The sequence below is a fragment of the Arthrobacter sp. GQ119 genome (genome assembly GCF_059759125.1).
Genome location: NZ_JCAXEA010000023.1, coordinates 27356 through 48508, shown reverse-complemented (window position 1 = coordinate 48508; position 21153 = coordinate 27356). Strand labels below are relative to the sequence as shown.

The 21153-nt window shown below is 66.5% G+C and carries 20 protein-coding genes; 14 read left to right on the top strand and 6 right to left on the bottom strand.

From position 1 onward, the window contains the following. The gene (locus AC6CH3_RS19020; protein WP_498133902.1) at positions 1 to 840 is read left to right on the top strand and encodes a PhzF family phenazine biosynthesis protein; all 840 of its coding nucleotides are present in this window, start codon (positions 1 to 3) and stop codon (positions 838 to 840) included. Positions 841 to 852: 12 nt separating this feature from the next. Here the strand turns inward: AC6CH3_RS19020 and AC6CH3_RS19015 are convergent, their stop codons facing one another. Next, positions 853 to 1773 (bottom strand): 2-hydroxyacid dehydrogenase, encoded by a 921-nt coding sequence (locus tag AC6CH3_RS19015; protein ID WP_498133901.1) that lies wholly within the window; start codon positions 1771 to 1773, stop codon positions 853 to 855. A 215-nt stretch (positions 1774 to 1988) separates the two neighbouring features. Between AC6CH3_RS19015 and AC6CH3_RS19010 the strand changes: the two genes are divergently transcribed. Continuing rightward, positions 1989 to 2429, top strand: coding sequence for a VOC family protein (locus tag AC6CH3_RS19010; protein WP_498133900.1), 441 nt, complete (start codon positions 1989 to 1991; stop codon positions 2427 to 2429). A 16-nt stretch (positions 2430 to 2445) separates the two neighbouring features. Here AC6CH3_RS19010 and AC6CH3_RS19005 read toward each other — a convergent pair whose 3' ends face one another. Then, positions 2446 to 3837, bottom strand: a complete 1392-nt coding sequence (locus AC6CH3_RS19005; protein WP_498133929.1) for a cation:dicarboxylate symporter family transporter — start codon at positions 3835 to 3837, stop codon at positions 2446 to 2448. Between the two features lie 418 nt (positions 3838 to 4255). Here AC6CH3_RS19005 and AC6CH3_RS19000 point away from each other — a divergent pair, with 418 nt between their 5' ends. The 4 genes from AC6CH3_RS19000 (at position 4256) to AC6CH3_RS18985 (ending at position 7952) form a co-directional block, all read left to right on the top strand. After that, complete coding sequence (locus AC6CH3_RS19000) at positions 4256 to 4510, top strand: hypothetical protein (protein WP_498133899.1); 255 nt, start codon at positions 4256 to 4258, stop codon at positions 4508 to 4510. A 173-nt stretch (positions 4511 to 4683) separates the two neighbouring features. After that, positions 4684 to 5286: a dTMP kinase gene (locus AC6CH3_RS18995; protein WP_498133898.1), complete on the top strand. Its 603-nt coding sequence runs from the start codon at positions 4684 to 4686 to the stop codon at positions 5284 to 5286. A gap of 299 nt (positions 5287 to 5585) precedes the next feature. Beyond that, positions 5586 to 6536 carry an SRPBCC family protein gene (locus AC6CH3_RS18990; protein ID WP_498133897.1) on the top strand — a complete coding sequence of 317 codons (951 nt, stop codon included), beginning with the start codon at positions 5586 to 5588 and terminating at the stop codon, positions 6534 to 6536. Positions 6537 to 6674: 138 nt separating this feature from the next. Next, complete coding sequence (locus AC6CH3_RS18985; RefSeq protein WP_498133896.1) at positions 6675 to 7952, top strand: phosphotransferase family protein; 1278 nt, start codon at positions 6675 to 6677, stop codon at positions 7950 to 7952. A 154-nt stretch (positions 7953 to 8106) separates the two neighbouring features. On the opposite strand, the gene AC6CH3_RS18980 is transcribed toward AC6CH3_RS18985, so the two are convergent. The 4 genes from AC6CH3_RS18980 to AC6CH3_RS18965 all read right to left on the bottom strand — a co-directional run bounded on the left by AC6CH3_RS18980 (position 8107) and on the right by AC6CH3_RS18965 (position 12357). Then, the gene (locus AC6CH3_RS18980; protein WP_498133895.1) at positions 8107 to 8313 is read right to left on the bottom strand and encodes a hypothetical protein; all 207 of its coding nucleotides are present in this window, start codon (positions 8311 to 8313) and stop codon (positions 8107 to 8109) included. 350 nt (positions 8314 to 8663) lie between these two features. Beyond that, positions 8664 to 9986, bottom strand: a complete 1323-nt coding sequence (locus AC6CH3_RS18975; RefSeq protein WP_498133894.1) for an MFS transporter — start codon at positions 9984 to 9986, stop codon at positions 8664 to 8666. A 5-nt stretch (positions 9987 to 9991) separates the two neighbouring features. Further along, a complete protein-coding gene (locus tag AC6CH3_RS18970) occupies positions 9992 to 11575 on the bottom strand; it encodes an acetate--CoA ligase (RefSeq protein WP_498133893.1) in 1584 nt (527 codons plus the stop codon). 14 nt (positions 11576 to 11589) lie between these two features. Then, positions 11590 to 12357 (bottom strand): enoyl-CoA hydratase/isomerase family protein, encoded by a 768-nt coding sequence (locus AC6CH3_RS18965; RefSeq protein ID WP_498133892.1) that lies wholly within the window; start codon positions 12355 to 12357, stop codon positions 11590 to 11592. A gap of 110 nt (positions 12358 to 12467) precedes the next feature. On the opposite strand from AC6CH3_RS18965, the gene AC6CH3_RS18960 reads away from it, so the two are divergent. From AC6CH3_RS18960 to bcp, 8 genes are all read left to right on the top strand, one after another. Next, the gene (locus AC6CH3_RS18960; protein ID WP_498133891.1) at positions 12468 to 13361 is read left to right on the top strand and encodes a LysR family transcriptional regulator; all 894 of its coding nucleotides are present in this window, start codon (positions 12468 to 12470) and stop codon (positions 13359 to 13361) included. A gap of 226 nt (positions 13362 to 13587) precedes the next feature. After that, complete coding sequence (locus AC6CH3_RS18955) at positions 13588 to 14388, top strand: hydroxypyruvate isomerase family protein (protein ID WP_498133890.1); 801 nt, start codon at positions 13588 to 13590, stop codon at positions 14386 to 14388. A gap of 53 nt (positions 14389 to 14441) precedes the next feature. Continuing rightward, entirely contained in the window at positions 14442 to 15320 is an 879-nt protein-coding gene (locus tag AC6CH3_RS18950; protein WP_498133889.1) for a 2-hydroxy-3-oxopropionate reductase, read from the top strand. A gap of 126 nt (positions 15321 to 15446) precedes the next feature. Continuing rightward, positions 15447 to 17237: a glyoxylate carboligase gene (gene gcl / locus AC6CH3_RS18945; RefSeq protein WP_498133888.1), complete on the top strand. Its 1791-nt coding sequence runs from the start codon at positions 15447 to 15449 to the stop codon at positions 17235 to 17237. Positions 17238 to 17268: 31 nt separating this feature from the next. Then, positions 17269 to 18468 carry a glycerate kinase gene (locus tag AC6CH3_RS18940; RefSeq protein WP_498133887.1) on the top strand — a complete coding sequence of 400 codons (1200 nt, stop codon included), beginning with the start codon at positions 17269 to 17271 and terminating at the stop codon, positions 18466 to 18468. Continuing rightward, the gene (gene allB / locus AC6CH3_RS18935) at positions 18461 to 19804 is read left to right on the top strand and encodes an allantoinase AllB (RefSeq protein ID WP_498133886.1); all 1344 of its coding nucleotides are present in this window, start codon (positions 18461 to 18463) and stop codon (positions 19802 to 19804) included. Before AC6CH3_RS18940 ends, allB begins: the two co-directional genes overlap by 8 nt. Positions 19805 to 19815: 11 nt before the next feature. Then, complete coding sequence (locus AC6CH3_RS18930) at positions 19816 to 20502, top strand: winged helix-turn-helix domain-containing protein (protein ID WP_498133885.1); 687 nt, start codon at positions 19816 to 19818, stop codon at positions 20500 to 20502. A 146-nt stretch (positions 20503 to 20648) separates the two neighbouring features. Further along, entirely contained in the window at positions 20649 to 21128 is a 480-nt protein-coding gene (gene bcp / locus AC6CH3_RS18925; protein WP_498133884.1) for a thioredoxin-dependent thiol peroxidase, read from the top strand. Positions 21129 to 21153: the final 25 nt, after the last annotated feature.

The following is a 21153-nucleotide window of genomic DNA, read 5'->3' as shown; positions in this document are numbered from 1 at the left end:
ATGGTGAACAGTTACAACTTTTCGCAGGTAGACGTCTTTGCCCCGGGCCCGAAGCCGGGCAACCCGGTAGCCGTTGTGCATGACGCCGATGCCCTGACCACCGAGCAGATGCAGACCTTCGCGAACTGGACCAACCTCTCCGAAACCACGTTCCTGCTGCAGCCGTCCCATCCGGACGCGGATTACAGGCTGCGGATTTTCACCCCGCGGGCCGAGCTGCCCTTCGCCGGGCATCCCACGCTCGGCTCGGCCCACGCCTGGCTGGAGCGCGGCGGCGAGCCCCGCACCGAAGGGGAACTGATCCAGGAGTGCGGCGTCGGGCCGGTGAAGATCAGGCGTGAAGGGCACGAGCTCGCCTTTGCGGCGCCGCCCCTGCGTCAATCAGGACCCGTGGACCCGGCCGTGCTGAAGCAGGCACTCTCCAGCCTTCGGATCGGCGAGGACGACGTGCTGGCCAGCAACTGGGTAGACAACGGCCCGGGCTGGCTCGGCCTCCGGCTGGCTTCCGCCGAAGCCGTACTGGACCTCAAGCCCGACTTCGCCGCCATGGGTGGACTGCTGGTCGGCGTCATCGGCGCGTTCGGCCCGGGAGGCCCCGCGGACTTCGAGGTGCGCGGATTCGCCCCTGGCCTCGACGTCCCGGAAGACCCGGTAACCGGCAGCCTCAACGCCGGCCTGGCGCTGTGGCTCCTGGCCGACGGCGTGGTCGACGGAAGTTACACCGCCAGGCAAGGCACTGTCCTGGGACGCGGCGGCCTGATCACCATCACCAGCGATGGCTCCGACGTCTGGGTTGGCGGTGCCAGCCGCACCGTGATTAGCGGCAGCGTTTCACTCTGAACCGGCCGCGGATCAGCCGCCCAGCACCACGTTGGCCGGCGGCTGCCCTGCCAGCATGAGGTCGATCTGCCGCTGCAGCAGCCGTCCCATCCGGGGAGGCATCGCGGCGCTGGCGCCGCCCACGTGCGGGGTGATGATGACGCCGGGCGTCGACCACAGCGGGTGGTCCCGGGGCAGGGGCTCCGGGTCGGTGACGTCCAGGGCGGCGCGTATCCGCCCGGCGGAGGTGTGGCGGACAATGGCGTCGGTGTCGGCCACCGCTCCGCGGGCCACGTTGACGAGCAGCGCGCCGTCGGGCATGGCCTCAAGGAAGGCGTCGTCGACGAGGTGCCGCGTGCCGTCGCTCAGCGGGACCCCCACCACCACGATGTCGTGCTCCGGCAGCAGCGCCGGCAGTTCGTCGATGCCGTGCACCTCTCCCCGTTCATCCGTCCGCGCCTGGCTGGCCACCCTGGTGACGCTGGTTTCGAACGGAACGAGCCGCTGCTCGATCGCCTTGCCCACGCCCCCGTAGCCCACAATCAGGACCCGGCTGTCAGCCAGGCTGGCGGTTGGCCTGGTCTCCCAGAAGCCCTCCTGCTGGTTGCGCAGGAGCCGCGGGAACTCGCGCTGGCTCGCCAGCATCATGGCAAGGACAAGCTCCGCGGTGGAGGTCTCGTGGACTCCGGCCGCATTGGCGAAGACCCTCCCGGCGGGCAGTGAATCCGCCACGCCGTCGTACCCGATCGACTGGCTCTGCACCAGGGCCGTTTCCACGTCTTCAAGCCTGCGAAGCACCTGTGCCCCGCCCTGGTAGGGCGGGACCACGATGTCGATGCGCTGCTGCGGCGGCTCGCTCGCGAAGTCCCACTCCAGCACCGTGACGTCAGCATGCGGCTTCAGGTACTCACGCAGTGCCGCGTCCGGCAGGCTCACAGTAATCTTCCGGGTCATGGGTCTCCAACAGCTCCGTCGGCTCGGTGGCAGCCGCGTCCATGGCGGTGTCCGTGGATGCGGCTGCCGAGTGGATATTCTCCCTGCCAGCCTAGTGGAGCGGCCAGGTCAGGCGGGTAGGCTGAGGACCGCTAAGCCATTCGGAATGGGCGGCTGCCACGACCGTCCCTAGACCGACGTCGATGCAGGCGTCGCCAGAACTGGAGACTGCACCCATGCCACATGTGCGACGCTTCGACCACGTCGGCATCACCGTTGCCGACCTCGACAGGGCACTGGCGTTCTTTGTCAGTCTGGGTCTCGAGGTCGAAGGCCGGATGTTCATGGAGGGCGAGTTCGTGGACACCGTTATCGGCATCCCCGACTCCCGCAGCGAGATCGTCATGCTGCGGGCGCCCGACGGAGGCGCCGGCGTGGAACTGTCAAGCTTCATCCACCCCGACCACCAGCCCGGGTCTTCCGCCCCGATGTCCACCGAACTGGGGCTGCGCAACGTGGCATTCGAGGTGGACGACCTTCAAGCAGCCGTCGAACGGCTGGCCGTCGACGGTTACGGCCTGATTGGCGGCGTCGGTCAATACGAGGACGTCTGGCGCATGGCCTACGTGCGCGGACCGGAAGGAATCATTGTGGCCCTGGCCGAGCGGATCGGTTGACGCCCGTCCGGAAGAGCTAGCGGAGGCCTGCCGGCTGCACGCCGTCGGGCGCATCAGCAGCGGCCGGGCCGTCGTCGTCAGCAGCAGTGGAAAGTCCGACGGCGGCGGGAGACTCCGGCGGGCCGCCCGCCGTCGTGCTTTCCCCGCTGAAAGCGGCCAGCATCGCCTCCCGGTCGAACTGGCCCTCCCACTTCGCAACCACGAAGGTGGCGACGCAGTTGCCCAGCAGGTTCACCACGACGCGCATGGAATCCATGACGCGGTCGGCGCCCAGCAGGAGGGCCACGCCGGCCACCGGGAAGATGCCCAGCGCCCCAGCCGTCGCCGAGAGCGCCAGGAATGCGGAGCCAGGCACCCCGGCCATTCCCTTCGATGTCAGCATCAGGATGCCCAGGGCAGCGAGCTGCTGCCCGAGGTCAAGGCTGTGGCCGAAGGCCTGGGCAAGGAAGAGCAGGGAGATCGAGAGGTAGAGCGCAGCGCCGTCCAGGTTAAACGAATACCCGGTGGGCACCACCAGCCCGGTTGTGGCACGGGAACAGCCGGCGTTCGTCAGTTTGGTCATGATGCGCGGCAGCACGGATTCGGTGGAGGCAGTTCCGAGTGCCAGCAGAAATTCCTCCCGCGAGTACCGGACGAACTGCCACAGCGGAACGCGCGGATAGACCCAGGCGACGAAGAACAGGAGCGCGATGAATACGAGCGCCGCGCCGTAGCAGGCCGCTATCAGCACCGCGTAAGTGCCCAGCGAATCCAAGCCGTACTGCCCGATGATGAAGGCCATGGCACCGAACGCGCCGATGGGGGCCACGCGCATCACCCAGCCCATGATCTTGAAGAAGAGCTCCAGCACAGTCTCCAGCAGAGTCACCACGGGCAGGCACCGCTCACGGCCCACCACTGCGATGGCGGCCCCGAAGAACACCGAAAAGCACAGCACCTGAAGCAGGCTGTTGGACGCGAAGGCACCCACCACGCTGGTGGGTATGACGCCCAGCAGGAACTGCCCTGCATCCTTGGGCGGGGCAGTGCCCGTCTTGGCATCCAGCGCGTCCTGCGAGAGCGTCGCCGGATCGATGTTCAGGCCCGCCCCCGGCTGGATCACGTTGCCCACGACTAGCCCGAAGACCAAGGCAAACAGAGTGGCTCCCGTAAAGTACAGCAGGGCTTTCACGCCCACCCGGCCCACTGCCTTGACGTCGCCCACGGCCGAAATGCCCGTGACGATGACGAGGAAGATCAGCGGCGCAATGATCATCTTGATCAGCTGGATGAACCCGTCCCCCAAAGGCCGCAGGCTGGAGCCGAGGTCCGGCCAGAAGTGCCCGATCACGATGCCCAGGAGCACCGCCACGAGGATCTGGAAGAACAGCTGCTTATGGAAGGGCTTTCTGGCGGGATTCCCGGCCATAGTGCTCGCGGCGGTGGGCGTCTTGTCCGGCGGAGAAGCGGCTAGGGAGGAGGGGTTCATCGTGGATGCCTGTCGGTCAGGGGCGGAACGTGTCGCCGTTGTTGGTCACCGGCAACGCTAGAGAGCGGATGTTTCCGGAAAGCTAAATCCGCAATGCGGAATCGTTTAACCGCGTAATGGAACAGGTCAAAGTCCCTACAGTGAGTTCGCCCACCTTATTTTGATTCAGTCAGAATAAGTAGGTAGCGTTAAAGCAGGCAGCCGGAGCCCTTTGAGTGCCGCACGGTTGCCCCGCGACACCACATTGCCGCAACCGGGCACCGCCTGGATGCGCCGCTTGAACGCAACTCTCCCGTCGAGCGACGCGGCACTAAACCGGAACGGCCCCACCCATCCCGCGACCCATCAGGAGAACACGATGACTTCGCAGACCGAGCGATTCGCGCACCAGAAGGCCGGGACCACCACGCGTCCGGCACACCACACTGCACCCCGGGGCGGCAGCTACGTGACCCTGCCCGCCGCCCGGAACGAAATTTCCCGCACCGAGGGAACGTACGTAACGACGCCGGGCGGCCACTCCGGAAACGGCGAGAAGGTCCAGGGCCGCTACGTCACGCTTCACACCCCTCACCTGGACGAAACCGAAGGCAGCTACACCCGCCGCGGCTAGCCCAATGGAGCTGGAGGCAGGACTACGGAGGACGACGGCGGCCCCGTAAGCGCCGCCGTCGGCCTCTTCTTTTGTGGACAGCACGGCATAGGCTCGAGTGATGCCCCCTCACGCCGGGACGGTCAAAGGGCACCCGTCGTTGGGACTGGTAACGAAAACGGAAGGAGGACTACTTGCTGATTGTGCTGACGGGAATCGACGGCTCGGGAAAGACGACGGCCGCCCGCGCCCTGGCATCCGCCGCGCTGGCTGAAGGCAGGGAAGCCCTGCTTCTTAGCAACTACGCCGGACGGCGCAGGATGTCGCTGCTCTCAGCCGGGCTGGGGGTCCGACTTCCGCCACGGCTGGCCGACGCTGTTGAATCCACCATCCGCTCGGCCAACGTGCTGGTCTCCCACGCCCGGGCCAGCCGGTTCCAAGGGCTGGTGGTGATGGACCGGCACCTTCACTGCCAGCTGGCACTCCGTGAGGCCAAGGGGCTGCCGCGGGGACGCGCCCTCCCCTGGCTCCTTCGAAAACTTCCGGCTCCCGACGTCGTTATCCACCTCGACATCGACCCGCAGCAGGCCCATGACAGAATCGTGGCGCGCGGCACGGACGAGGAATCCCTTGCCGACCTGACGGCACTCCGTGACGCCTACCGCGCACTTCCGGAGTTCACCGGCTTTACAGTTGTCGATGCCGGCGCGCCGGAGCACCAGGTCCTTGCGGACCTGAGGCACACCCTCGCTGAAGCGGAAAAAGCCCGCATCAGCGCGGCAAGACTCAAGGTTTAATCAAGAACTCACCAAGACCGCCGAATCGGCAATTTCCGGCGGTACATTGATTCCAAGCTCTCCGGTTCCCCCAGAACGGAGAGCCCAGGGAGCCCCCGCGCTCGAGCCAACAGACTCGCGCTGGGGCCCCCGCTCAACTTCCCCATCCCATCCCTGCACTCCCGCAGCCTCCATTCCCGGCGCCCGCCGGAACCGCCCCGACTCTGGCCATCCCGCGACTCAACCCGATATGGTAAGCATGCTGACGAATTAGGTTTTGTTCGTCATGGCCTGTTCCAAAAGTCGACGAAGGAGACACTGTGAGCACGAGGGTAGAAAAACGAATTCTGGTCAACGTACCGGTAAGCACGGCCTACAACCAGTGGACGCAGTTCGAGGATTTTCCGCACTTCATGGGCGGGGTGAAGAGCGTGACGCAGCTCAGTGACGACCGCCTTGAATGGGTCGCCGAGATCGCCGGCGTCAAACGGAAATGGGAAGCCAAAATCCTGGAGCAGATCCCTGACCGCAAAGTTGCCTGGGCCGCCACCGAGGGCGCCACGAACGCCGGATCGGTCGAATTCGAAGACGTCGGCGGCGGGCAGACCTCTGTGCAGCTCTTCATCGACTACGAGCCCGAGGGGCTGGTGGAGAAGGTCGGTGACAAGCTGAACGTGGTGGAACGCCAGGCCGAGTCCGACCTCCAGAAGTTCAAGGAATTCATCGAGGACGAACGGTATGCCAGCGGCGCCTGGCGCGGCTCCGTGAACGAGGGCGCTGCCGTGGGGACACCCGGAGTCGAACAGGCGGCGGAGTCACGCGGAGACAGCGGCAAGGCCGGCGTATCCGGCAAGCTCGCCGCCGGAGTCGGGGTAGCCGCAGCAGCAGCGGCCGGAGCGGTCGCCGCAACCCGCAGCGGCGAGTCCGATACCGGCACTACAGTGCCGGTGGCCGGAGACACCGCCACGCCGGCGGTGGCACCGGCATACACGAACACGGCAGACACCACTGGGGCTGGCACCACCGGGACAGCGGACATTCCCGGAGCAACCGCGGGAACCGGGGCAGCCGGGGCCACTGCCGGCGGGTCGGCCCTGCCCGACGACGCCATCGCTCATCCCTTTGACCAGACCAATGACCTCATTGACGACCAGGGCGACTCGGACAAAACCGCGGCCAGTGACACGCTGAGCGCGGCCGACCGCGACGAGGCCGCCGATCGCGGCCCCGGCACCATTCCGCCCGTAGGCGGGACGCTGGGACAGCACTAGCAGCCCAATTGAATTGAGGGGACGACGGCGGGACCTCCCGCCGTCGTCCCTTGCTTTTCCGCCGCCCGGGCTCCTTAATGGTTGTCACTCAGCGGTCTCCGTTGAATGCATTGGAACGTCCCGGAAGGCCCAGACCCCATGACAACAGCGGAGTCCAGACACTGGCACCCTGACCGGTCCCTCGCCCTCCGTGACACTGCCCTCCCCTGTCTGCCCTATCTGCTGGACAACCACCGCCTGTCCGATCTCCTCGGCGAATCCGTGCACGTTACGAGGGTCCGCTACAGCCCGCGGACGTCGCTGCTGGTGGCCTTCCGCCGTACCCGGAACGGAAGTTTCAACTATGGCTGGGCCCTGACACGGGCTGCCAAAGAGAACGGCAAGCTCCGCAGGCGCGAAGAAGCATCCAGAACACTTGGCGGGGATGTCCGCATCCTTCATCCCGACCCGAAGCTGCCGGACGCCATGGTGGCCGTGGGCGGCGTCGAGGACGACTGGGCGCTGCAGGAAAATCTTGCCTGGCTACGCGAGCATGGCCCGGAGCGCCTCGGCCTCCGCCTTCCCTCGGGGACCAGCCTCCTCGCGGGCTCCAGTTCCGTGCTGCGTTACAAGCCCGGGCGCTGCCTGGTGCTGCTGCTTCCCAACGCCGGGGCGCCCCTCGTGGTCAAGGCTTCCGCGAAGCCGCTCGATACCGGGCACCGGCAATTCCACGAAACCCTGCATCTGTACGGGGTGCCGGTCCTGCCGCAGCTGGGCAATTCTGAATGTGCGAAGCATGGAATCAGCGCCTGCGCAGCCTGGGGCGGCGGCGACCTGGCGGGGCTCGACGAGGGCGGCGGAGCCCGGCGCGCGGGTGAAGCCCTCGCACGGGTCCACGCCATGCCCCCGCCGGCGGATCCCGGCAGCGGCGGGTCTTCCCGAACATCCGCACTTTCGAACCGGCTTGCTGAAGTCCGCTCCATGGTCGCCTCGCTGGTCCCCGGGCTGGAGGAGCCAGCGCGGCGCCTGGAGGCCGCGCTCCGGATGCTGCCCGCGTCGTCCGGATCCCGGGAGCCCGTCCTGGTGCACGGCGATTTCTCCCCCGAACAGGTACTGGTCCACGGCCCTGAGGTCCGCATCCTCGACTTCGGCCGGGCGCACGCCGGTGCACCCGAAGCCGACCTGGGATCGTTTGCAGCAGCGGAAGAAGCGGGCCAGCCGCTCGCCGCAGGGCCGTGCGCAGGCGGCCCAACCACCGCCGGACTGGCTGAGGGTTACGCCGGGGCCGGTGGCCGATTCAGCCAGAGGGACGTGAACGCGTGGGCGGCAGTTCGGCTGTTTACGCGCTGTTTGGAGCCCTTCAACGACCGGGCATCGGACTGGGCCGCGGACATGGCCTGGCACCTGCGCAGGGCACAGGAGCTGATTGCTTCCTGACGGAACGGCTCCTGGCGGGGCACCTCCTGAGGCGGCAACCTGCAGTGCGGGTGCAGCGCGTTGAATGACTTTGTCTGCTGAACCGAACAGCGGCCACCCAGGCGCCTCGCTGCGCCTGAATGACCGCTGTTTCGGTGGCTTGGTGTAGTGGCTATCAGACCACAGGATCGGGTGATCCGGTCCGCTTCTTGTGGGTTTGCATCAGGTGCAGCTGCAGTTTCGCCTCTGCTTCCCGCCGCCGCCGGGCCTGCTCGCGCAACTTCCGCGTGGCCTCGGAGCCTTCGGGATGGAATATTCCGGCCCTTCGATTTCGGGGAACGCCACCGCCGGAGGGTGCCGCCGCCATCATCTCTTCGCTCATGCCGGTATCCTCACACGCCCGTGACGCAGCCGGAAGGGCTGTGACTGTAGTGTGACCGGATCGGAATCTGGCGCGCGCCATGAAGCCCGCCATGAAGAAGGGCCGGCGGCGCTTGGGAAGGCACCCCGGCTCCCGGGGCTCTGCCGTCGGCCCCACCTTTATTTTACGGGCCAGGCGGCCTCACAGACAGGGAGTTTCCCGCATTTCCTTGGACTTCCCCGGCAGATCTGCACCACTTTGGCCCGCCGCTCGGCCGGCCTGTCCCTGAATACCGCGGGCTCGGGACCCTGGCCGCCGCGAAAGTGGTGCAGACCTGCCCGCAAGAGCGCCAAGCTGCCGCCGCTGGGCGCCTACAGGACCGAGGTTCGGGACAGGGACAGGTCCTTTGTTTCCCGGAAGAACAGGATCACAACCGCTGCGGAAACAACGGCCATTCCCATCAGGTAGAACGCGGGAGCCAACGGCGTGCCGAACCCGGCCACGAGCCAGGTCGCCACAAACGGAGCCGTCCCACCGAACAACACATAGGCCAGCGTGTAACCGATGGCAGACCCGGAGGCCCGCACCGACGAAGGGAACATCTCAACCAGGGCCGGCACGTTCGACGTTCCGATCACGGCCACCAGGGCGCCCAGAATGCTGGTGCCCAAGATGGCGAAGCCGAGTCCGAGCGGCATGATGGAGAACGCAGGGATGGTCATCACCACGAAACCGACACAGGCCACCAGCAGCATCTTCTTGCGGCCAAAGCGGTCGCTCGCCCTGGCCGCCACTGGGCAAACCATGGTGTACACAAGCATCGTCACAACGCTGGTGATCATGGACTCTGTGCTCGAGTAGTGCAGGCTCGAGGTCATATAGGCGATCATGTAGCTGCTCATCAGGTAGTACGCGATCGCGTTGGTGATGCTGTAGCCGAAGAGGGTGAAGATCTGGCGGGCGCAGAGCCGGATGGCGTCGCCAAGGGGCTTCTTGGCCACTTCGCCCTTCTTCTCCAGTCCTCGGAACACCGGGGTGTCGTCCACCTTGGAGCGGATGTAAAGACCGATCAGGCCAAGTGGCGCGGCCAGCAGGAACGGAATCCGCCAGCCCCAGGCCTGCAGGTCCTCGGCGCTAAGCGTCGCCGTGATGGCTGCGCCCAGCAGCGCGCCTGCTACCGAGGCCAGGCCTACCGTGGCCGGAATAATGCTGGCGTACGTTGCACGTTTGCCCTCGGGGGCGTACTCCACGATGAAGGCCGAGGATCCCGTGTACTCGCCTCCGGTTGTGAAGCCCTGGACGGCCCGGAAGACGAACAACAGGATCGGAGCCCAGATGCCGATCACCGCGAACGTCGGCAGGATACCGATGCAGAACGTGGCCGCGCTCATGATCAGCACGCACAGGCCGAGCATCTTGTTCCGCCCGATCCGGTCACCGTAGCGTCCAAAGAAAGCCGCCCCCAGCGGCCTGGCGATGAAGCCGCCAGCGAAGATCGCCCACACGGCCAGCAGTGACGCCGTCGTCGAATAATCCGGGAAGAAGAGCTTCGCGATGGTCACCGACATCACGGCGTAGGCCGCGGAATCGAACCATTCCACAAAATTGCCGATGGCGGCCGCCGAGGCTACGCGCTTGAGGTTTCTGCGAGGGGAGGACTCAGTCTCGGCTGCGTGCTGCGTCATGGTGTTCATGAGGGTTATCCTTCGTGACGGGGAGAAGGGGCTGTGTGCGGGCGTTCGCGAAGCTGGGCCCGCTGGACTTTTCCGGTAGCTGATTTCGGCAGCTCGGCGACGTATTCAATGAACCGTGGATAGGCGAAACGGGAGAAGTTCGCTTTCACGTGGGCCACAATCTTCTCGTTCAGATCCGCTCCCCCGGAGTGGCCGGGCATGAGTTCCACCCACGCCTTGATGGACTGGCCCCGGAGCTCATCCGGCACACCGGTTACTGACACGTCCCTCACGGGATCGAGTTCACGAATGGCTGCCTCCAGCTCGTAGGGCCCTACTCGGTAGCCGGACGTTTTGATGACGTCGTCGGTTCTCCCCAGGAACCAGAAGTAGCCGTCATCGTCCGCGTAGGCCTGGTCCTTGGTGTGATACCAGCCACCACCGAATGCCGCAGCGGACGCCTCTGGCATGTTCCAGTATCCCAAGGGGAATTGCGGGTTGGACCGGGCCCGGAGGCAAATCTCACCCGTCTCGCCAACGGGCACCTCCTGCTCATTCTCGTCCAGCAGACGAACCTCCCAGCCAGGAAGCGGGCGGCCCATCGAGCCGGGCTTCACCGGAACTTCCGGGTAGTTGCCCAGGAGCGGGTATGACTCGGTGGAGCCGTAGTAATCCAGCACAGTCACCCCGAACTGCTCCCGGAACCAAGAGATCAAATCCGGCGTCAGCGGCTCATTGGAGGAGCAAACCGTCCGCAGGGACAGCGGGAATCGGGTTCCGGCGTCGGGGACGTCCTCACGCATCTTGCGTAGAAACGTCGGGTTGACGAGCGCGCTGGTGACGCGGTTGCGGCCCATGCTGTCCAGCAGAGCTGCCGGGTCGAAGCCGCCGGCGGGGCGGAAGACGAGGTGCGTGGCGCCGAGCCGGAGCGGGCCCATGAGCTTGGCGAGCGACCACGCCCAGTCCCCCGCGCCGTAGAAGACGTCGCCATCGCCGATTTGGTGGCAGTACTCAAATTCGTTGTGGCCAAGGAGGGTCCGGTGCGCATGGACGATTCCCTTGGCGCGGCCGGTGGTGCCCGAGGTGTAGAAAATCAGTGCGGGGTCGTCGGCTCTTGTTTCTGCGTCCGCGAACGCTGTGGAGGCTTTAGCGATGGCGGGGCTGTCAATGTCGATGAACGTTCCGTCGTATCCTTCGAACAGCCCTTGGGCAGAGTCCTCGGCGATGATCACTGACGCGCCGCTGTCCTCAAGCCGAAAGCGGATCGGTTCGGCGGCCCAGAGCAGGGACATGGTGACCAGGATGGCTCCGGTACGAAGTACACCGAGGTAGGCCGCAAGCGTGTCGGCGCGCTGCGGCAGGAGCACAGCCACGCGGTCGCCCTTCTTGATGCCGGCGGCCTGCAGGGTGGCAGCGATCTGCCGGGAGCGGTCCTGGATTTCGCCCCAGCTCACCTCGCGTCGGCCTTCGACGGCGGACTCCAGAATGAGTGCGCGCTTGTCACGTGGGTGCCGGTCGGCCACGTCGACGGCCATGTTGTAGAACTCCGGCACTTCCCAGCGGTGGCTGCTAACCAGTTCGGAGTAGCGATCTTCAGTGAGGGTAGTCATGTCTCCAAAACCCCTTATCGTCCGCGGCCGGCGAGGAAGCGGGCCATCTCGCGCTGCGGTTCGCCGGTGCCGTATGCCTCACGGTGGACGCGCTTGGCTTCTGCCATGGCGTCGCTGAGATCGTCGTCCTCGAGGCTGCGCAACCGGTTCTTGGTCAGGCGGACCGCGCCCGGAGGAAGGAGGCTCAAGCGCGCGGCGAGGTCCTTCGCGTAAGCCAACACGCCGCCGTCGTCCGCCATGTAGTTAAGGAGGCCGAGGCGTTGAGCCTCGACAGCGTCCACCAACTCGCCGGTGAGGACGAACTGGGAGGTCTTGGACTTGCCAAGGATGCTCCACATGGCCCAGATTCCGGTGATGCTGGGGATGCCGGAGAGGACTTCGGGCTGACCCATGCGGACTTTGGAGTCGCCGACCCGGAGGTCCGTGAGGAGTGCGAACTGGAAACCGGAGCCAGCGGCGACGCCGTTGACCGCGGCGATGGTGATCTGGTCGAGGTTGCGGACGGCGCGGTAGAGGCGGTCGAAGCCGTCGATCCAGGCCTCCGCGGACGCGTGGTCCTCGGGGTTCATGGACGCGGTCTCGGCCAGGTCCTGTCCGGCACAGAATGCCCGTCCGTTGCCGGTGAGGATGACTGTGCGGATGTCGTCGTTGCCTTTAAGGCCTTCGAGGTGGGCGATAAGTTCGCTGCGCATGGACTCGGTCCAGGCATTGAGCTTGTCCGGGCGGTTGAGCGTGATGGTGGCAGTTGAGCCTGTTTGTTCGAAGAGGATGTCCTGGGACATTGTGTTCCTTCCGTGGATCTGGGGGAATTTCATCCATCAGACCATCCGCGGTTGTGACCCGTCTAACATCAAAATCTACTTGCTGTGATATCAAACTGATATGGTGCGGCATGGACATCCACCATCTCAAGTACTTCGTGGTGCTCTCCGAAGAGCTTCATTTCGGCCGTGCCGCGCAGCGTTTGCACATGGCCCAGCCGCCGCTGTCGCAGCGGATCAAGGACCTGGAGAAAGAGCTCGGGGTGCAGCTGTTTCATCGGCGGCGCACCGGCGTTGAGCTGTCCGAGCCGGGCGCCCTGCTGTTGGAGCACGCGCGCGGGGTGCTGGACCACGTTGCCATGGCTCAGGAATCGATGCGGCGGATCCGCCCCGGCGCCTCGGGGATCCTGCAGGTGGCGGTGCCGCCGGACACAAACCCGCGGGCGCTTTCGGCGATTGTTGCTGCCTTTGGTGACGCGGCGCCCGACGTGCTGTTGAACCTGCACGAGCTCACCACGGTGGAGCAGGTGGAGCGGTTGCGCGACGGCGAACTGGACGTTGCGGTGGTCCGGCACCCTTTGAGCAGCGTGGGTTTCGAGTCGGGACCGATGGCTTCGAAGGCGTTGGGGGTGGTGCTGAATGAGGCGCATCCGTTGGCGTCTTCGTCTTCTGTGGAGTTGCGCGATCTGCAGGGCAATCCCTTGATCATCTTCCCGCGGCACATGGCTCCGCCCCTGTACGACTCATTCCTTCAGACGTGCCGCGACTCCGGGTACCTGCCGGCGGCGATCGTGCATGCGCGGAACCAGCACTTCACGCATGGGCTGATCCTGGCCGGTCGTGGCGTGCACTTCAACGAGGAGCCGTGGACGCCGCTGCCTTCTGGCATCGTATGGCGGCCGCTGGCTGGTGACCCGCTGGCGTGGCGGACGTCGGCACTGTGGCTGAGGAGCCGGAGGTCAGCGGAGACGGATGCTTTTGTTGAGGCTGTGTGGGCTGGATTGGCGGCGGGCGGGCATGGATGATTTCGGTGCCGCGCAGGTGACCGGAGCTCCTGACCAAACAGCACCTTCCGCCGTCAGGCACTAGCGGAACTGCTCGAATCGAGCGAGGCCCACAGCCCACCCCCTTGACTCCCACACCCTCCCTTCCCTACACTTTTCATAAAGCAGAATCTAAATTCCACAAAGCGGAAACGGTAAAGTGAAGCAAGGGAAGATAGATCAAAGCCCCTCCTCGGAAGGACCTACGATGACGTACACAGTGAACTGCTCCATCCTCCTGACGGAGCTGCCCTTGCTCGAGCGCCCCGCCGCCGCGAAGGCAGCCGGTTTTGACGCTGTCGAGTTCTGGTGGCCCTTCGACACCTCCGTCCCCACCGACGCCCAGGTCACCGAATTCGAGAACGCCATCAAGGACGCCGGCGTTCAGCTCACGGGCCTGAACTTCAACGCCGGCAACATGCCCGGCGGCGACCGCGGCCTGGTCTCCTGGCCCGCACGCTCCACCGAGTTCCAGGACAATATCGACGTTGTCGCCGGCATCGGCGAGCGCCTCGGCTGCAAGGCCTTCAACGCCCTCTACGGCAACCGCGTCGACGGCGAATCCCCCGAGAAGCAGGATGCCATCGGCGCCGAGAACCTGGCCGCCGCGGCCAAGGGCGTCGCGCGCATCGGCGGCAGCGTCCTCCTCGAGCCCGTCAGCGGCGCACCCCGTTACCCGCTCCTCACGGCCGAGGACGCGCTCAAGGTGATCGCCCGCGTCAAGGCGGAATCCGGCGTAGACAACATCAAGCTCCTCGCCGACTTCTACCACCTCGCCGTCAACGGGGACGACGTCGAATCCGTCATCGAGAACCACGCCAAGAGCTTCGGCCACATCCAGATCGCCGACAACCCCGGCCGCGGGGCTCCCGGAACCGGCGAGCTTCCCCTCGGCGAGTGGATCGCCCGCAGCCGCGCACTCGGCTACCAGGGCTACATCGGACTCGAATACAAGGAACCGCAGGAGACGGCCTTCGCCTGGGCCATCCGCGAGCACGCCTCCCGGTAACCCCCACCCGCACACCTGCGCGAATAAACAAAGACTTCAGTAAAGGAAACACAATGAGCAACGTTGCAGTCATCGGACTCGGAATCATGGGCCTGCCCATGGCCATCAACCTCGTCAAGGCCGGCCACACGGTCACCGGCTTCAACCGCAGCCAGGACAAGATCGACAAGCTCGTCTCCGAAGGCGGCAAGGGCGCCACCAGCATCGCGGACGCCGTCAAGGACGCCGACGTCGTCATCACCATGGTGCCGGACTCCCCCGACGTCGAAGGCGTAGTCAGCGGACCCGAGGGCGTCTTCGCCAACTCCAAGCAGGGCACCCTCTGGATCGACGCCTCCAGCATCCGCCCCGACGTCGCCAAGCGCCTGGCCGAAGAAGCAGTCGCGGCCGGCATCCGGCCCCTCGACGCCCCGGTCTCCGGCGGCGAGCAGGGCGCCATCGACGCCGTCCTCTCGATCATGGTCGGCGGCGACGCGGCCGACTTCGAGGCTGCGCAGGACGTCCTGAACGCAGTCGGCAAGACCATCGTCCACGTCGGCCCCTCCGGCTCCGGCCAGACCGTCAAGGCTGCCAACCAGCTGATCGTCGCGGTCAACATCGAGGTTCTCGGCGAGGCCATCGCTTTCCTGGAGGCCTACGGCGTGGACACCGACGCAGCCCTCAAGGTCCTCGGCGGCGGCCTGGCCGGCTCCAAGGTCCTGGACCAGAAGGGCCAGAAGATGCTCGACCGCAACTTCGACCCCGGCTTCCGCCTCGCCCTGCACCACAAGGACCTCGGCATCGTCACGTCCGCCGCCCGCGAAGCCAACGTCTCCATCCCGCTCGGCGCCGTCGTCGCCCAGCTCGTCGCCGCCACCGTCAACCAGGGCGACGGCGGGCTGGACCACTCGGGACTCTTCAAGCAGGTCCTCCAGCTCTCTGGCCGCAAATAACCCAAGCCGCAAGTAAAGCACCCCCGGCCGCAGGCCGGATAACAAGCAAAACCGGGAAACCGCCGTCGTAATTTACGACGGCGGCTCCCCCGGCACACCCAAAAACAGACTTTCAAGGAGCACACCATGACGAAGATGCGCACAGTTGACGCAGCCGTCGCCATCCTGGAAAAGGAGGGCGCCACGGAGGCGTTCGGCCTGCCAGGCGCGGCAATCAACCCCTTCTACTCCGCCATGCGGGCCCACGGCGGCATCCGCCACACGCTGGCCCGCCACGTTGAAGGCGCCAGCCACATGGCGGACGGCTACAGCCGCGCCGCGGACGGCAACATCGGCATCTGCGTCGGCACCTCAGGCCCCGCCGGCACCGACATGATCACCGGCCTGTACGCCGCGTGGGCCGATTCCATCCCGATGCTCTGCATCACCGGACAGGCCCCCGTGGCCAAGCTGCACAAGGAAGACTTCCAGGCCGTGGACATCGAGTCCATCGCCAAGCCCGTCACCAAGATGGCCATGACCATCCTGGAGCCCGGCCAGGTTCCCGGCGCCTTCCAGAAGGCGTTCCAGCTGATGCGCTCCGGCCGCCCCGGCCCCGTGCTGCTGGACCTGCCCATCGACGTGCAGATGGCCGAGATCGAATTCGACATCGACACCTACGAACCGCTGCCCGTCGAGAAGCCCAAGGCCAGACGCAAGCAGCTGGAAAAGGCCCTGGACATGCTGACCTCGGCCAAGCACCCGCTGATCGTGGCCGGCGGCGGCATCATCAACGCCGGCGCGTCCGCGCAGCTGGTGGAGCTGGCCGAGCTGCTGAACGTTCCCGTCATCCCCACCCTGATGGGCTGGGGCGCCATCGCGGACGACCACCCGCTGATGGCCGGCATGGTGGGCCTGCAGACCTCGCACCGCTACGGCAACGAGAACTACCTGCGCAGCGACTTCGTGATCGGCATCGGCAACCGCTGGGCCAACCGCCACACCGGCGGCCTGGACACCTACATGGCGGGCCGGAAGTTCGTGCACATCGACATCGAGCCCACCCAGATCGGCCGCGTGTTCTCCCCGGACTTCGGCATCGCCTCCGACGCCGGCGCGGCGCTGGACGGCCTGCTGGAACTGGCCCGCGAACGCCGCACCGCGAATAGCCTGCCGGACTACTCCGCCTGGGTTGCCGAGTGCGCCGGACGCAAGGCCACCCTGCACCGCAAGACCCACTTCGACAACATCCCCATCAAGCCGCAGCGCGTGTACGAGGAGATGAACAGGTCCTTCGGCAGGGACACCACCTACGTGTCCACCATCGGCCTGTCCCAGATCGCCGGCGCCCAGATGCTGCACGTCTTCGGCCCGCGCAAGTGGATCAACGCCGGCCAGGCAGGTCCCCTGGGCTGGACCGCTCCGGCGGCGCTGGGCGTGGTGCGCGGCAAGCCGGACGAGACTGTGGTTGCCCTCTCCGGCGACTACGACTTCCAGTTCATGATCGAGGAGCTGGCCGTGGGCGCGCAGTTCAACCTGCCGTACATCCACGTGGTGGTGAACAACTCTTACCTGGGCCTGATCCGCCAGTCGCAGCGCGGGTTCAAGATGGAACAGAACGTGTCCCTGGCGTTCGAGAACATCAACAGCTCGGACCTGTCCGAGGGCACAAGGGGCTACGGCGTGGACCACGTCAAGGTGGCCGAAGGCCTGGGCTGCAAGGCCATCCGGGTGGAGGACCCCAACGACATGGGCGCCGCCTTCGACAAGGCCAAGGCCCTGGCGGGCGAGTTCCAGGTTCCGGTGGTGGTTGAAGTGATCCTGGAGAAGATCACCAACATCTCCATGGGCGTGGAAATCAACGCCGTCAACGAATTCGAGGAGCTGGCCGAGACCAGCGACGACGCCCCCACCGCAATCCTCGCCCTGCAGCCCTAAGCCGCAGCGCCCGACAGAAACAGGCAACGCCATGCGCATTGTGATCGCGCCGGATAAATTCAAGGGCTCGCTTTCGGCCCCTGAGGTAGCCCGGCACCTGGAGAAAGGGCTGCAGACTGCCGCCGGCCACAACCTGGAGGTCCTTCGGATCCCCGTGGCCGACGGCGGCGAAGGCACCCTGGATGCCGCCGACGGCTCCGGCTTCACGCGCCGGAGTGCCGTGGTCAGCGGCCCCACCGGGCAGCCGCTCACGGCAGAGTTCGCAGTCCGCGGGCGGGAGGCAGTCATCGAGATGGCGGCTGCCTCCGGCCTGGCCGTCCTGCCCGGCACTTCCGGGAACGCCGGGCGGCCGGATTCCGCCACCGCCCGGACCTCCAGCAGCCTGGGCACCGGAGAGCTCATCCGGGCAGCCCTGGACGCGGGATGCCGGCAGATCGTTCTGGGCGTCGGCGGCAGCGCCAACACCGACGGCGGCGCCGGGCTCCTGCAGGGACTCGGCGCCAGGCTCCTCGACGCCGACGGCAGCGACCTGCCTCCGGGCGGCGCTGCCCTCGCCGGCCTCGCAAGCATCGACTTCTCCGGCTTCGACACCCGCCTGGACGATGCCCGCTTCGTCCTCGCCAGCGACGTGGACAACCCGCTGCTGGGACAGGAGGGGGCCCCCGCCATCTTCGGCCCGCAAAAAGGCGCGACGGCGGCGGACGTCAAAGACCTCGACGCCGCCCTCGCCCACTTTGTGGACGTCCTCGCCGCAGAGATCGGCCCGCGCGCGGTGAAAGCCGCGGGCGCGCCGGGCGCCGGTGCCGCCGGCGGCGTTGGCTACGCGGCCATCGCGGTCCTGGCCGCGACGCGCAGGCCGGGCATCGACGTCGTCCTCGAATTCACCAAACTGGCCAGCCGCCTCGAGGACGCCGATCTCGTTATCACGGGCGAAGGCAGCCTGGACGAGCAGAGCCTGCTGGGCAAGACGCCCGTGGGCGTGGCCCGCGCCGCAGCAGCGGCCGGCGTTCCGGTGGTGGCCGTCTGCGGCCGCACCACCCTCACCCCGCAGCAGCAGCGCGAATCCGGCTTCCGGCAGGTCTACCCCCTGACCTCGCTGGAGGCCAAGGTAGAAGTATGCATAGCCGAGGCAGGACCTCTGCTTGAAGAATTGGGAAAGCACATTGGCCGTGAGCTGGCGGAGCTGACGCCCGCCGCCCACGCCAGCACAAAGGAGCCACTGAATGTCTGAAGAACGTTTTGACCTGGTCATCCGGGGCCAGCGCATCCTCACCACTGCCGGCATCGCTGCGCGCGAGGTGGGTGTGCGCGGCGGCAAGATCGTCGCGATCGAGCCTCTCGGCAACGGCCTGTCCGGCGCTGACGTGATCGAACTCGGCGACGACGAAACCCTGATCCCCGGCCTGGTGGACACCCACGTCCACGTCAACGAGCCCGGCCGCACCGAGTGGGAGGGCTTCGCGTCCGCCACCCGCGCCGCTGCCGCCGGCGGCGTCACCACCATCATCGATATGCCGCTGAACTCCATCCCGCCCACCACCAACGTGGACGGCCTCAAGCTCAAGCGCGAAGTCGCCGAGGACCAGGCGTTTGTTGACGTCGGGTTCTGGGGCGGCGCCATCCCCGGCAACAAGGCCGACCTGCGCCCGCTGCACGATGAGGGCGTGTTCGGCTTCAAGTGCTTCCTGCTGCACTCCGGTGTGGACGAGTTCCCGCACCTGGACGCCGACGAGATGGAGGAGGACATGCGCGAGCTGAAGTCCTTCGACTCGCTCATGATCGTCCACGCCGAGGACTCGCACGCCATCGACCATGCCCCGCACCCGGGCGGCGACCAGTACTCCACGTTCCTCGCCTCCCGCCCCCGCGGCGCCGAAAACAAGGCCATTGCCGAGGTCATCGAGCGTGCCCGCTGGACCGGCGCCCGCGCCCACATCCTGCACCTGTCCTCCTCGGACGCGCTGCCGATGATCGCCTCCGCCAGGCGCGACGGCGTCCACCTCACCGTGGAGACGTGCCCGCACTACCTCACGCTGATGGCCGAGGAAATCCCCAACGGCGCCACCGCGTACAAGTGCTGCCCGCCCATCCGCGAGGCCTCCAACCGCGAGCTGCTCTGGAAGGGCCTGCAGGACGGCACCATCGACTGCATCGTCTCGGACCACTCCCCGTCGACGCTGGACCTGAAGGACCTGGAGAACGGCGACTTTGCCGTGGCCTGGGGCGGCGTCTCATCCCTGCAGCTGGGCCTGTCGCTGATCTGGACCGAGGCGCGGCACCGCGGCATCCCGCTGGAACAGGTGGTGTCCTGGATGGCCGAGAAGCCCGCCGCGCTGGCCCGCCTCTCCAACAAGGGCCAGCTGGCCCTCGGGTACGACGCTGACTTCTCCATCTTCGCGCCCGACGAGGCCTTCGTGGTGGACGTCTCCAAGCTGAAGCACAAGAATCCCATCACCCCATATGACGGCAAGGCACTCTCCGGTGTCGTCCGCCGCACCTACCTGCGCGGTGCCGTGGTGGACGGACAGACCCCCGGCGGCAAACTGATCCGCCGCGGCGGCGTCTGAGGCGTCCTGCCATGGCTGTTCATGCCCACACGCCGGCTCCGAGGGGACGGTCCGCGCCCACTCTTAAGGCGCGGGGACTGGCCGTTTGGGTGACCGTCGGGGCAGGGCAGGAAACCGATGATGCCGTCCTGGCATACGCCGCCGAACTGATGCTGGCGCGCGCCCTGAAGATTGCCCCGGAGGCGGAAGTCCACTGGCCCGCCGCCGGAGCTGCAACGTCCGCCGTCGGGACCACACCCGCCGCGATGCCCCCTGGGGAGGAGGCAGCGGACGGGCCCGACGGCGGCACTCCCGCGCCGTCGTCGTCCTCCCCGGAGGACTCCCCGCACGAGGACGACGACGGCGCCTCCTTCCTTCCGCCGTCACCCGGCCCCGTCAGCCGGGTCGCCGTCGACCTCGCCAAAGGCGAGGTGCTGCTGGACGGTAAAGCTGTGTCACTTACCGGCGTCGAATTCACGCTCCTGCGCTACCTCGTGGAGAATTGTTCACGAACGATCAGCCGGGAGGAACTGCAGCAGTTCCTCGAGCGGTTCGACAATCCCGGCGCTGCGCCCCGCTCTATCGACGTGTATGTCGGGCGGGTGCGGCGGAAGCTGCGCGGCGGCCGCCACGCGATCGCCACCGTCCGCGGCGGCGGCTACCGGTTCGTTCCCGGTCCTGCCGCAACCGTGCGCGGACCGGCGGAATACAGCATCTAGCTGGGCTGTTATCCACTTGAGCATTATTGTCCAACCAGCTTGTACCGCAGATTCATCTACAGCACAGGCATGTCCAGCACAGCTTTGTACTGCACGGTTATGTACAGCACAGCTGTACATTGCACGATCCATCCGAAGGAAAAGCCATGAGCACCCAACTGACCACGAAGCTCCAGCCCGGAATCCAGGCGCCTGACTTCACCCTGCCGGACGCCGAAGGCAAGCACACCAAGCTGGCCGACTACCGCGGCAAGAACGTCATTGTCTACTTCTACCCCGAGGCGGCCACTCCCGGCTGCACCACCGAGGCCTGCGACTTCCGCGACAACCTGGCCTCTCTGCAGGCCTCCGGTTACGAGGTCCTCGGCGTCTCGCCCGACGCTCCGGAAAAGCTGGCCAACTTCACCGGCGACTTCGAGCTGACCTTCCCGCTGCTGGCCGACGAGGACCACTCCGTGGCCCTCGCCTACGGCGCCTGGGGTGAAAAGCTCGTCGACGGTGAGGTCCACGAGGGCATCGTCCGCTCCACGGTTGTCCTGGACCCCGAAGGCAAGGTCAAACTGGCCCAGTACCAGGTCAAGGCCCAGGGCCACGTCCAGGCGCTGAAGGAAGCCCTCGGCGTCTAAGCCACCCTCTCTCACCTATTCCAGC

Coding starts and splice junctions, on each gene's coding strand:
- AC6CH3_RS19000 (WP_498133899.1), top strand. CDS start 4,256: ATGACTTCGCAGACCGAGCGATTCGCGCACCAGAAGGCCGGGACCACC.
- AC6CH3_RS18960 (WP_498133891.1), top strand. CDS start 12,468: ATGGACATCCACCATCTCAAGTACTTCGTGGTGCTCTCCGAAGAGCTT.
- AC6CH3_RS18955 (WP_498133890.1), top strand. CDS start 13,588: ATGACGTACACAGTGAACTGCTCCATCCTCCTGACGGAGCTGCCCTTG.
- allB (WP_498133886.1), top strand. CDS start 18,461: ATGTCTGAAGAACGTTTTGACCTGGTCATCCGGGGCCAGCGCATCCTC.
- bcp (WP_498133884.1), top strand. CDS start 20,649: ATGAGCACCCAACTGACCACGAAGCTCCAGCCCGGAATCCAGGCGCCT.
- AC6CH3_RS19010 (WP_498133900.1), top strand. CDS start 1,989: ATGCCACATGTGCGACGCTTCGACCACGTCGGCATCACCGTTGCCGAC.
- AC6CH3_RS18965 (WP_498133892.1), bottom strand. CDS start 12,357: ATGTCCCAGGACATCCTCTTCGAACAAACAGGCTCAACTGCCACCATC.
- AC6CH3_RS18970 (WP_498133893.1), bottom strand. CDS start 11,575: ATGACTACCCTCACTGAAGATCGCTACTCCGAACTGGTTAGCAGCCAC.
- AC6CH3_RS18930 (WP_498133885.1), top strand. CDS start 19,816: ATGGCTGTTCATGCCCACACGCCGGCTCCGAGGGGACGGTCCGCGCCC.
- gcl (WP_498133888.1), top strand. CDS start 15,447: ATGACGAAGATGCGCACAGTTGACGCAGCCGTCGCCATCCTGGAAAAG.
- AC6CH3_RS18980 (WP_498133895.1), bottom strand. CDS start 8,313: ATGAGCGAAGAGATGATGGCGGCGGCACCCTCCGGCGGTGGCGTTCCC.
- AC6CH3_RS18940 (WP_498133887.1), top strand. CDS start 17,269: ATGCGCATTGTGATCGCGCCGGATAAATTCAAGGGCTCGCTTTCGGCC.
- AC6CH3_RS19005 (WP_498133929.1), bottom strand. CDS start 3,837: ATGGCCGGGAATCCCGCCAGAAAGCCCTTCCATAAGCAGCTGTTCTTC.
- AC6CH3_RS19020 (WP_498133902.1), top strand. CDS start 1: ATGGTGAACAGTTACAACTTTTCGCAGGTAGACGTCTTTGCCCCGGGC.
- AC6CH3_RS18985 (WP_498133896.1), top strand. CDS start 6,675: ATGACAACAGCGGAGTCCAGACACTGGCACCCTGACCGGTCCCTCGCC.
- AC6CH3_RS19015 (WP_498133901.1), bottom strand. CDS start 1,773: ATGACCCGGAAGATTACTGTGAGCCTGCCGGACGCGGCACTGCGTGAG.
- AC6CH3_RS18950 (WP_498133889.1), top strand. CDS start 14,442: ATGAGCAACGTTGCAGTCATCGGACTCGGAATCATGGGCCTGCCCATG.
- AC6CH3_RS18975 (WP_498133894.1), bottom strand. CDS start 9,986: ATGAACACCATGACGCAGCACGCAGCCGAGACTGAGTCCTCCCCTCGC.